Origin of the sequence: Coprococcus sp. RTP21428st1_C9_RTP21428_210409 (genome assembly GCF_040227395.1) — a bacterium.
Classification (GTDB): Bacteria; Bacillota; Clostridia; order Lachnospirales; family Lachnospiraceae; genus Coprococcus; species Coprococcus aceti.
Map to the genome: position 1 here is coordinate 1 of NZ_JBEHVV010000022.1, position 12,177 is coordinate 12,177.

A 12,177-nucleotide genomic window follows, 5' to 3' on the forward strand; every position below is an offset into this window, starting at 1 on the left:
CTCTATGCCGGGAACTACCTCGATATGATGGTCACTGCTGTCAGAAAAGCCAGAGCAGTTGGTGGAATCACTGTTCTGGATCGGAGGAAGAGTGCTGTTCCAGTTATCTGCATATGTGATTGCATCTGCTACGCCGTTCACTGTGTCGTGGTCGGTTATGGCGATCGCTGCAAGATTCCTGTCAATGGCAAGCTGGCACACCTCTGATGGGGTGCAGGAGCCGTCGGAAGCGGTGGTGTGAAGGTGCATATCTATAAATCTCATGTTGAAAACCTCCGTTTTTATTTTTTATATCATGTATCTGAGCAGCGCCTGGAGCGGCGCATGTCTGGGTTGAATGTGCTCTGACAGAAGTATTGTATATCAGATAAATACATATGTTCAAGTGAATATGGTTACGATCAAATGATATAAGCGGACATATGAACCCTGACAACTGTGCCTTGTTAAAAACTTTCTCAATAAGGCGCGCTGTACTTGATAAAGTACACGCAAATGCGACAAAAATTTTCAATAAGCTATGGACTTCATAACTGTTTTGTGAGAAAATACCACTGATGGTTTGAATTAGAGAATTCGGAACCGCTTTTAAGAATTCATATTTTGAAAGGAGTTTCACAATGATTTACACTAAGGAAGTTGAAAACATGTGCCCTGTAGCAAAGGGTGCAAAGCATGAGCCAGCTCCTATCCCAGAAGAAGGAAAGTGGGTTTACTCAAAGGAAATCAAAGACATCTCTGGTTTTACACATGGTGTAGGCTGGTGTGCACCACAGCAGGGTGCCTGCAAGCTTTCACTTAACGTAAAAGAGGGTGTTATCGAGGAGGCTCTTGTCGAGACTATTGGATGTTCAGGTATGACACATTCAGCAGCTATGGCAGCTGAGATTCTTCAGGGTAAGACAATCCTTGAGGCTCTCAACACTGACCTTGTGTGCGATGCTATCAATACAGCAATGAGAGAGTTATTCCTTCAGATCGTATACGGACGTACACAGAGTGCATTCTCAGATGACGGACTTGCAGTTGGTGCCGGACTTGAGGATCTTGGAAAGGGTCTTCGTTCACAGGTTGGTACAATGTATGCAACAAAGGCTAAGGGTGTTCGTTACCTTGAGATGGCAGAGGGCTATGTAACAGGAATAGCACTTGATGCAGATGACGAAGTTATCGGATATCAGTTCGTTTCTCTTGGAAAGATGACTGACTTTATCAAGAAGGGTGATGACCCTAACACAGCTTGGGAGAAGGCTTCAGGTTCATACGGACGTGTTAAGCCAGAGCAGGGCGCTGTTAAGATCATCGATCCACGTAAAGAGTAGTCGGAAATAGAGGAAAGGAGAACGAGACAATGGCATTATTTGAATCATATGAAAGAAGAATAGACCAGATAAACGCTGTACTTAACAGCTATGGAATCAGCTCAATCGAAGAAGCTGAGAAGATCACAAAGGACGCTGGACTTGACGTTTACAATCAGGTAAAGGGTATTCAGCCAATTTGTTTTGAGAATGCTTGCTGGGCATATACAGTAGGTGCAGCAATCGCAATCAAGAAGGGATGCAGAAAGGCAGCAGACGCAGCAGCAGCTATCGGCGAGGGTCTTCAGGCATTCTGTATACCAGGTTCTGTTGCAGATCATCGTAAGGTTGGTCTTGGACATGGTAACCTTGGTAAGATGTTACTTGAGGAGGAGACAGAGTGCTTCTGTTTCTTAGCAGGTCATGAGTCATTTGCAGCAGCTGAGGGTGCTATCGGTATCGCTGAGAAGGCTAACAAGGTTCGTAAAAAACCTCTTAGAGTTATCCTTAACGGTCTTGGTAAGGATGCAGCTCAGATCATCTCAAGAATCAATGGATTTACATATGTTGAGACAAAGTATGACTACAAGAAGGCTGAGCTCAATGTAGTATACGAGAAGGCATATTCAGATGGTATCCGTGCAACAGTTAAGTGCTACGGCGCTGATGATGTTCAGGAAGGTGTCGCTATCATGCACAAGGAGAACGTTGGTGTATCTATCACAGGTAACTCAACAAACCCTACACGTTTCCAGCATCCAGTTGCAGGTACATACAAGAAGGAGTGTATCGAGCAGGGTAAGAAGTACTTCTCAGTAGCATCAGGCGGTGGTACAGGACGTACACTTCACCCAGATAACATGGCAGCAGGTCCTGCTTCATACGGTATGACAGATACTCTCGGACGTATGCACAGTGATGCACAGTTCGCTGGTTCATCATCAGTTCCTGCACACGTAGAGATGATGGGACTTATCGGAATGGGTAACAACCCTATGGTCGGCGCTACAGTTGCTGTAGCTGTTTCTGTTGAAGAAGCTGCTAACGCTGGTAAGTTCTAAATAAAAACCTAGTATTTAAACGGTTTAGAGGGCTTTTAGAGAGATCTAAAGGCTCTCTATTTTTTGTTTTGAAAATACATAGCAAATAATGAGACGGGAGAAATGACATCTGAAAGAATCATGGGAAAGACTCCAAATGGTGGTGACTACTCCGAAATATTTTACTTTGACGAAGATGGAAATTGACAGATCCCCCAAAGGCTGTTAGATGTATAATTAGAGAATGCAAGATGAATTGCGAATTGGTCAATGAGATTTTCGGAGAATGTAATTAGAAAATATTTTGCAGATGCAGGGAGATTTTTTCGCACAATTCATTTATCGTTAATTCAGATCATGGTAATGTCGATGAGCGTGAGTGAGTGGTTTAGGTAATATGCGAAAACTACAATGAATTCTGAAATCGTACACAAGAAAAGGAATAAACAATGACATATTTTGGATTTTTTAAGGGAATGAAATATGGGAAATGCGAAGAAGATTTTGATGATTATAAAAAAATCAAAAATCATATTAGCAAAGATAAAATATTAAGATATCTGAAAAGTCTTTCTGTTTCGGCTGTTGCCCCCATGTCTACTGAAGATATATTGGATGGGGAAGAGATAGAGCAGGCTGGGATATATGAAGACGGAGATTTTACATTTCCAACAGATTTTTTACATTATTATCAAAAATACGATATTGGAATACCAGAAGAATATGAAAAGTATATTAGTTCAAAGCTGGTATATGAAAATAAGGACTGGTCAAATGCTTCGTTACGAGAAGTGCCATACTGGAGAGATGGCATGAGTATCGAAGAATATGAAAAAGAGAGAGATTATTATTATAGGAATATAAAGAATTTCTGGAATGGAACATATACACCATTATGGAAACAGAAGATGTCAACTTCTGAAAATTCAATTTCCGACACCTGTGAATACCACAAAAATGCGCGTATTTAGCGAAAATTCGCTTTATACGCGCATTTGTCAAAATCTATTGACATACGTCTGATTTAGGTCTAAAGTGTGGCTACCGATCGGAAGAAAAAACAGGAGGTATTTTATCATTGGACTGAAAGCGTAAAGGATGATGGTACAGAGTTCCGGTCGTAAAACTTATGAATTGTTAAACAGAGGATATAAACAATAGAAAGATGGTCATTCTGGTTCCGTTCTTTCTGCTTAAACTCAGGGAGAGATTAAGAAACAAAAAATATCGCACTCCAGAAAATATAGCATCGTTGAAAAGCCTTATAAAAACAGATATAATGGGTAGCATAGATAAGAACATTGAACTTGGAAATATAACACTTGAGGATGGGCGCAGCTTTATGGCAACTCGGAAAGAGGTTGAATTAATATCCCGATTTCAGAGAAAAGGCCTATATCAATGAATTCTGAGAATTATATATAAGACATTTGAAATAAACAAGGATGGCATGAGATGGGCATTTATTTTAATCCAAGTAATGACAGTTTTACAAAGGACAAGAATAGTGAATTGTATATTGATAAGACAGGTCTGCTTGAATATCTGAACAGAGTTATATGTACAAATGCTAATTGTATCAGTGTCAGTCATGCCAGACGATTTGGTAAGTCCCATGCGGCATTTGATCGTGCACTTCAGAATTTTATTTTTGACAAACGTCAAAAATATTGTATAATATACTTAACAAGACAGCCGAGCGATAGATACGTCCTATCCGTCCGGCAAAAACCATTTTAAGATGAAACACCTCATAGCTTAGTCGGCTGAGGTGTTTTTCTTATTTTCTATGATTCAGAATTGTCACAATAAGTATCGCAACGGTTAATATAACCATGAATTCCTCATATGTACTCATAAGGCACCACTCCCTTCCAAGACTCGAACGGATATGGTGTAACACCCCTCGGCTGCCCGGTTAAATACATTATTCTATTTTCATACATAAGTAATTTTGATATATATACATTTTGGAGATTCCTATATAACGTAAAACACCTCGCATTAACGCGAGGTTGGATTTAAAAAGAGATTTAAGAACACAATAATATTTTATAACCACATACCACCTTCCGGAATACATTAAACTATATCATGGACAAGGAGGTGAATACGCATGGACAGATTCGCAGTATATCTTGTAGTTGTTGCGGTTCTTTGCACTTTGATATCGGTAATAACGGAATTTACGAAAGAGGTAGGAGTGCTGAAGAAGATCCCTACCTCTTTTCAGGTTCTGATCACCAGTGTCATTGTGTGTGAGGTGGGACTTTTTGTTGGACTATCATTTTATCACATAGCATTTGTGTGGTATTATCCTGTGGCTGCGTTTTTCGGGGCATTTGTCATTGCGATTATATGTACCCGGGGATGGGACTACCTGATATCGATATTCAAGCGGTTTTACAATGGCGGAGATAAGGAAAAGTGGCATGAATAAAGGCGTCATGACAGTGGCACATGTAATACGAGACAGATAAGTATAAGTTCGAAATAATGATCCTAAGATTGTCTCCTGATTCAATGTCTGGAATATTATATACAGACAAAAGAATTCAGGAGACAATTTTATGGCTTCTAATAAGGTTCCATTAAAGGGCTACATGGATGGTATAGATATATCAGCGTGGCAGGATACTATAGATATAACCAAGGTGCCTTGTGACTTTGTGATAGTGAAAGCGACGGAGGGCACGGACTACAAGAACAGATTTTTTGCAAAGCACTGTGATCAGGTGATTAAAGTGGGAAAACTTCTGGGGGCATTCCACTATGCAAATGGTGGCGATCCCCACAGTGAGGCTGAGTATTTCATAGCATACAGTAAGAAATATGTGGGCAAGGCGATACTTGTCCTTGACTGGGAGGGGCAGAATAATCCGCAGTTTGGCAGAAGTGACAGAGCGTGGTGCAAAGAGTGGTGTGATCATGTATACAGAAAAACCGGTGTTAAGCCCCTGATCTATATCCAGAAGAGCGCCATGGACAATGTAAAGGGCCTGGGATACAGGCTGTGGGTTGCACAGTATCCTGATTACGAGCGGACGGGATATCAGGAGCATCCATGGAATGAAGGTCAATACGAATGTGATATCAGACAGTACACATCCGTTGGAAGACTTCCGGGTTACGATGGCAATCTCGATCTTAACAAGTCATATATAGATAAGACGACATGGAAAAAATATGCCGCAAAAAAGACTGACGGTACACAGGGAAAAGACGCGGGCAGTAACAGCGGAAAAAGTAATAATAAAAAGAAAAGCATAGAAGTGATAGCAAAGGAAGTCATAGCCGGAAAATGGGGGAACGGCGGTGACCGGAAGAGTAGACTGAAAAAGGCAGGATATGATTACAATAAGGTTCAGGCGAAGGTAAATGCAGTGGTCAAGGCTTCGCAGAAGAAATCGATAGATGTGATAGCCAGAGAGGTCATAGCCGGCGACTGGGGAAATGGCGATGACAGAAAGAACAGGCTGAAGAAGGCAGGGTATGATCATGTCAAGGTGCAGAATAAGGTAAATGAGATGCTTGGCAGATAGCTGCAGGTAAATGACATAAGAAAAATGGCAGGAGAACGAAGTATAAAATTAGTTCCGGCAAAAATGAAATTTATATGAAGTATCATCCACACCTGTTGACGAAGCGCAATATATACTATAGGATAGTGGAAAACAAAAGCCCCCGTCAGGGATACATGAAAGGAAAAGGTGATATATATGCCATATTATGGATTTTATTTTGACCCAACATATCTGTTGGTTCTCATAGGCGTGGTGCTCTGCATGATAGCGTCGGCAAGAGTCAAGACCACATACAAGAAGTATGAGAAGGTGGGATCGCGGTCAGGCTACACAGCGGATCAGGTCGCATACATGATACTCAGGAATGCGGGGATAACGGATGTGTCAATACATCACATCTCAGGAGATTTGACTGATAATTACAATCCTAAGGAGCATACGCTCAATCTGTCGGACAGCGTGTATGGTTCCAGATCCATCGCAGCGATAGGCGTGGCAGCCCATGAGTGCGGACATGCCATACAGCATGCAAATGCATATGCACCGCTCACCATCAGGTCAGCCATCATTCCAGCGGCAAATATAGGCTCAGCCATATCATGGCCGCTCATACTTATAGGACTTCTCATTCCGAGGGTTGATTACCTTATAACACTCGGAATCATACTGTTCTCACTGGTTGTTGTCCTACAGTTTGTGACACTTCCGGTGGAGTTCAATGCATCGAGAAGAGCCATGGCGATACTGGAGGGCAGCGGATATCTCTATCCGGATGAACTCAAGGGTGCAAGAAGTGTACTCACAGCGGCAGCTATGACATATGTGGCAGCCATGGTATCAGCATCACTTCAGTTGCTCAGACTTGTATTATTGTTTGGCAACAGGAGAAGATAGCGGAATTATAACAGAAAATATAAAAATGCATAAAAAAGTCTTGTGAATTTGTTGATAGTATTTGCAACTTTGCTATGGTAAAATGGCTAAAGTGGCAAAAATTTACATATTTGCAAGACTTTTTCTGCTATTGTGCACAATTGTAACAGGAAAGTCTGCATAATAATTAATTAAGGGAGGGTAATTGATGAGGAAGAGAAGGCTACGAGGAGGTATAACGGCCTTGTCGGTGCTTGCTGCTATTGGCATGGCATCGGGAATAACGGCATTTGCGGCGGACGGAACACAGTCTGAAGCTGCGGATACGGGAAAGGGGCTGGAGTATGTATATGAGTCGTCAGGCTCTACACCATCAGGTGTCACGCTCAACGGCAATTCGGTAATTATAAAGCAGTCGCCGAATTCCACTGACAGCGAGCAGTTATTCAATATTTACAATGACAAAGACAGGGATGGAATCCTTGATGAAGGCGAGGAAGCTTTCACATTGGATGGAAACACGGATATACACTACGGTAAGATATATGGACTTTACCAGGGGAAGAGCAGCTCGCCGATCTCCATAACCATAGACGGTGCCGAACTGCCCGCCGTATATGGAGCATTTGAGAGCACTGTTGAGACTCCGGAGAACATGACTGCGGTAACTATCAGTGTGAAGGGCGGCGCAGCAGTTGAAAGTCTGTATGGACTTTTTAAGACATATTGTACTGGTGGTGTACTGATAGACACGGAGAAGTCAGTTACGATAAAAACGCTCTACGGTCTCAGCACATCGACCATAGATGGAGACATCACGGAGAATATCAATTATAGCTGTGATGGCAACACATTTGTCGCACTGGCTACAGATGGATATTACACAGGAAAAGCATACACGATAAATGGCGATGCAGTGTTCAATATGAACGGTGCCGGCATCAGTTCCGTGTATATTGTGCAGAACGGAGCTGTGCTCAGCAAGACACTGACGGCCAAGGTGACTGACTCCAAGGTAGACAATCTGTGCGGAGTTTCCCAGAGCGCAAAGGTTGATGGTGACGTGAGCCTTACATTTGACGGAATATCAGCCGTAAAGGATGGAAGCAGTGCCAGTGTATATGGTGCGTCAAGTGCGGCTATCCTTGGAAATCTGGACCTTAAGCTGAAAAGCCAGTCTGGATCAGAGATGTCTGTGTATGGCACCAATAATACAAATATAAAGGGAAATGTAAATGTCAGCGTTGATGGCTCAGGAGCAAAGTTCAACACCATATATGGAATGTATGGCGGTATGCTGGGCGGAAGGGCTGATATAGATATAAAGAACTGCGCTGCTGGTTACACAACATGTGGCATGAATTCGGTTTCGTTCAGTCAGACTCAGCCGGAGGAAGAAGGAACATATACGTATACTGTGAACATGGAGAATATCACTGGTGCCAGCGGCAGGGTATATGGAATTTCAAATTGTTCCGGTATCACTTCTGCCAGCGTTGTAATGAAGGCTGTGGCAACAACAGATACATTAAATGGCATGTATCTGAGCACAGGTGTAAAAGGTGATATAAAGGCAGAACTTTACAACTGTAATGCAGCCTATGTAAATGCTCTGGAGCTGTCAAATGTGACGGTAAATGGTTCTGTAGATGCCATAGTTTCGGGCTGCAGCATTACGAGATCTCTGAATGTAGAGCAGGGCGGAAGCATCAGTAAGGATCTTAACATAAGCGTCAGCAACGTTATCAGCAGTTCAGCACAGTTTGTATACGGCGGTAGCTGTCTGGGAAATATGACGGTCAATGTGGATGGCATGAATGATGAATCCATAGTAGACGAAAATGGCGATCCGCTTGTGAACTCGTATGAATACGCGGGCAGCGACATGTTTACCATGATGGGCAACTTTGCACTGGCAGGGGAACTCAAGGCGGATATAGCAAAGATACATTTTGCAAAATGTGGACTCGCCGGAGGTGATTACAGTTGCGGAAATATCGGAACAAAGGTTGACATAACGTTGTCAGACAGCAGTATAAATGGACTGGCGGGAAATAATATTTTCTATCTGGCAAATGAGAGCTATTCCGGTTCAACCGAGAATACAGTTCCTGTTGATATAAAGATCAACAACACAGATTTTACAAATGCAGACGGAATAAGCTTCCAGATGTATATAGGTAATAACAAGGATGCAAAAGTTACATTTGATGACAAGTGCAGTATGCCGGAGAAGTATTATATGGCTCCAAGCATGAATACCACCGGCTCATCTGTTATAACCTATGGACAGAATATATATTATGGCGGACAGAATCTTGTGATAGACAAGGATGTAACTGCTGACAATATTTACTTTGGTAACTTCACAGAGAACGGAAGCCAGGGCAATGCCGTGATCGTTATCAACAAGGGGGTAACGTTAACTGCAAAAGAGGGTATATATGCAGCAGGCGGTTCAAATATACTCCACAGTGGAATCCTCAAGGGAACATTTAAGGCGACTGATGGGTATCTGCCAAATATATTCTCAAAGGGGGGTGTAATAGAGGACTCGGCTGTAGGGGATGTTGCAAATGTAAATTATTCATTAGATGTTGTGTCCAACGAGAAGGCCGCAACGTACACCATGACAGGCAAGACGTCACAGTATATTGATCCTGATGGTACATATGTCAAGGGCGGCGCAAATGTCAAGATAACACCGACCGTGAACAAGGGATATATTCTTGACAAGGTGACCTTCAGAGGTCAGAGCGACACAGCGGAAAATTCAGCGGTTGAATCAAATGGCGTGTACACGTTCAGCATGCCGAATGAGCCTTGTACAGTGACGATCGTAACGACAGGAAAGCAGATCGTGGTATCCAAGACAACTGTTGACCCTTCAGCACTGCTTGGAAAAGAATACACGGCAGCTTCACCTCTCTATGACATGGCAGATCTTGTCATATCAAACGACGCAAGAGAGGGCGAGGTCACATACGAGATCGACGAGACAAATGGACTTCCTGAGGGACTCTCATTGATCGATGGCAAGGTTGTCGGAACGGCAAGCAAGCTTTATGAAGATGGAAAGAATGTCATAGTACATGTGACAGGAAGAAATGGTTCAAAGGCACAGCTCTCACTGAACGTGATCGTCTCAAATGAGGAGAAGAAGCAGGACAACCAGGATGGCCGAATCGTAGTTGACGAGGATGAGAAGACTATATGTCTCAACGGAACATCAGTGGTCATCCAGGCAAAGGACGACACAGAGACAGAGATATACGTGGACGACAATCAGGATGGACAGGCAGATGGCAAGACACCTCTGTACACCGGAGATCTGTCGGAGTACACGATAACAGGTGTCGAGGACAACGCCATAAGACGAAACATCAGGATCACCATGACGGGGGGAAATGTAAAAGCAATATACGGTGCAAAGGATTCAGAGCTTTCATATGAAGGCGGCGATGCGGTGAGTATAAATATCCGTGGTGGTAAGGCAGCAACTATGTATGTTCTGTCGAATTCAACCGTGGATGGAACCATCGCATATGAGATCGTAGAGAACACTGTAGATAAGGGCGGATTTGCAGCGGATACAACATCAAAATATACCGGTGCACTCATGAGAAACAGCAAGGATATCGTAACTATCAGAGGAACCTATGTTGTGAATAAGAAACTCACGGCAAAGGCTCTGATAATCTATGACAGTGCGGCAGTTGATGTAAATGCTCCGGTTGAGGTAACGGATTATGTGTCACTGAATGAGAGATCATCCGCAGTATTTAACGATACGCTGACCGCTGACCGGCTTGGTTATTCAAAGTATGCAAAGGCAGTTGTGAATGGAGATACGAAGCTTGCGGCTCTCAATATGACACAGTATGACACGACACTCACAATAGGCGAGGATGCGCTGTTTGATGTGGGCAAGGTCAATATGACATCAGGCTGGGCAAGAGTATATCAGAAGGGTACGCTCAAGTGTCCTTCAGACCAGTTCAGCAACACAGGTGTGTGGGTGGCAGCAGGAAAATTTGCAGATGATATAGATGCCAGCGGCTGGACAGGAGTGTATTACAGCTATGCAGGCGGCTCAACAAACATGGACAACACATCAGCAAAATTGGCTGCACAGTCATATGTAGTTGAATATGAGAATGTCAAATATGTTGCCTGCAAACAGGCGATCACAGTTAGCTATACCGATGTGCCAGGTTACACAGCCTATGTGTCGGCAAATGGCGGCGAGCCGGTACAGGGAAGCAACGGAAGTGCAAAGGTGACAGGCCCGGATTCATCTATGTCTATTGTAGTGGATTATGTGGCAGACCAGATAGACATCAGTAAGGAATACGCAGATCCGATTCTGGCGGCGGATACCAAGTACACAGCGGATTCACCAGCGTACGATCTCACGATCCTCAAGGTTACAGGAGATACCACAAAGGATTATGGAACTGACATGCAGTACAGACTGAAGAGCGGTTCGACACTTCCATCAGGACTTGTGCTTGAGTCGGGTAAGATAATAGGAACAGCCAAGAATGCAGGTGAAAGCACAGTAACATTTGTCATAACAGGACGAAATGGAACATCGGTTGATTTTCCAGTGGTATTCAAGGTACTGCCGGCAGGCACGGAGATACCTGATATCAACAAGCTTGGTGTATCTGTGAACACAGAGGATAAGACCATTGATCTCGGTGGAAATTCGGCAGTGATAATAGTTGATCCATCGGACAGCAGCAAGAGCTCAGTATATCTGGATGCTGATCACAACGGAGTGGCAGACGACAACAGACCACTCAGAATAGACGGAGAGGTTACATATGATCTGTCAGGCTACAGCATATCAGGCTATACGGACACAGCAAATAAATACACTGGTGACATATCGGTGACACTCAGAAGCGGAAATGTCGGCAATATATGTGCTGCGGGTTCAACTGACAGCAAGGCAGACCGAGTGACGATAGATGGAAATGTAACCATGACGATCATGAGCGGTTATGTGTCAGGCACTGTAGCTGCGGCAGGAAACACTGATGTCAAGACAGTGACCTTCACGGCAGAGGACGGAAGAGCAGGAAGCGTGGTATACGGTGCGTACAATACAAATGCGGAGAAGGTAGACTTCACATTTGCAAAGTCTGCACAGATGTACACACCGGAATCAACAAAGTCTGAGAATATGTATGTTACATCAGGTGGATCAGTATCAGGTGATGTGGATGTAAGAGTTGGTATAACTGATCATTACAATACATTTATATACGGTGCGGATTATATGAACAAGCGCTCATACTTCAATGGAGTGTCGGGAACAGTCGTATCCGGAAATGTGAACTGTGTGGTTGAGGGAAGATGGTGTGCTGAGAAATGCAACAACTTTGTCCAGCAGTCAGATGTAAAGGGAGATCTGTATGTCGAGATAAAGTC

Annotated in this window: 9 protein-coding genes; 8 read left to right on the top strand and 1 reads right to left on the bottom strand. The window is 43.4% G+C overall.

All coding sequences use genetic code 11. The annotated features are described in order from the left end of the window. The coding region (locus ABUA34_RS06170) for a PHP domain-containing protein (RefSeq protein WP_349823009.1) at positions 1–264 on the bottom strand (264 nt) is incomplete at its 3' end. 356 nt (positions 265–620) lie between these two features. Between ABUA34_RS06170 and ABUA34_RS06175 the strand changes: the two genes are divergently transcribed. From ABUA34_RS06175 to ABUA34_RS06210, 8 genes are all read left to right on the top strand, one after another. Further along, on the top strand, positions 621–1,322 hold the full coding sequence (locus ABUA34_RS06175) for an iron-sulfur cluster assembly scaffold protein (RefSeq protein ID WP_004853825.1): 702 nt from the start codon (positions 621–623) through the stop codon (positions 1,320–1,322). A gap of 29 nt (positions 1,323–1,351) precedes the next feature. Continuing rightward, entirely contained in the window at positions 1,352–2,362 is a 1,011-nt protein-coding gene (locus ABUA34_RS06180; RefSeq protein ID WP_004853826.1) for a GGGtGRT protein, read from the top strand. Between the two features lie 428 nt (positions 2,363–2,790). Then, positions 2,791–3,312 (top strand): hypothetical protein, encoded by a 522-nt coding sequence (locus ABUA34_RS06185; RefSeq protein WP_349823010.1) that lies wholly within the window; start codon positions 2,791–2,793, stop codon positions 3,310–3,312. 484 nt (positions 3,313–3,796) lie between these two features. Continuing rightward, positions 3,797–4,081: a hypothetical protein gene (locus ABUA34_RS06190; RefSeq protein ID WP_349823011.1), complete on the top strand. Its 285-nt coding sequence runs from the start codon at positions 3,797–3,799 to the stop codon at positions 4,079–4,081. 376 nt (positions 4,082–4,457) lie between these two features. Further along, the gene (locus tag ABUA34_RS06195; protein ID WP_238050207.1) at positions 4,458–4,781 is read left to right on the top strand and encodes a hypothetical protein; all 324 of its coding nucleotides are present in this window, start codon (positions 4,458–4,460) and stop codon (positions 4,779–4,781) included. Positions 4,782–4,911: 130 nt separating this feature from the next. Then, on the top strand, positions 4,912–5,883 hold the full coding sequence (locus ABUA34_RS06200; protein WP_349823012.1) for a GH25 family lysozyme: 972 nt from the start codon (positions 4,912–4,914) through the stop codon (positions 5,881–5,883). Positions 5,884–6,060: 177 nt separating this feature from the next. Next, positions 6,061–6,759, top strand: a complete 699-nt coding sequence (locus tag ABUA34_RS06205; protein ID WP_015533113.1) for a zinc metallopeptidase — start codon at positions 6,061–6,063, stop codon at positions 6,757–6,759. A gap of 187 nt (positions 6,760–6,946) precedes the next feature. Beyond that, on the top strand, positions 6,947–12,177 hold a 5,231-nt coding region (locus ABUA34_RS06210; RefSeq protein ID WP_349823013.1), incomplete at its 3' end, for a hypothetical protein.

Bases quoted from the DNA above. Each gene is read 5' to 3' on its own strand.
- ABUA34_RS06195 (WP_238050207.1), top strand. From the start codon at position 4,458: ATGGACAGATTCGCAGTATATCTTGTAGTTGTTGCGGTTCTTTGCACT.
- ABUA34_RS06190 (WP_349823011.1), top strand. From the start codon at position 3,797: ATGGGCATTTATTTTAATCCAAGTAATGACAGTTTTACAAAGGACAAG.
- ABUA34_RS06175 (WP_004853825.1), top strand. From the start codon at position 621: ATGATTTACACTAAGGAAGTTGAAAACATGTGCCCTGTAGCAAAGGGT.
- ABUA34_RS06200 (WP_349823012.1), top strand. From the start codon at position 4,912: ATGGCTTCTAATAAGGTTCCATTAAAGGGCTACATGGATGGTATAGAT.
- ABUA34_RS06205 (WP_015533113.1), top strand. From the start codon at position 6,061: ATGCCATATTATGGATTTTATTTTGACCCAACATATCTGTTGGTTCTC.
- ABUA34_RS06180 (WP_004853826.1), top strand. From the start codon at position 1,352: ATGGCATTATTTGAATCATATGAAAGAAGAATAGACCAGATAAACGCT.
- ABUA34_RS06185 (WP_349823010.1), top strand. From the start codon at position 2,791: ATGACATATTTTGGATTTTTTAAGGGAATGAAATATGGGAAATGCGAA.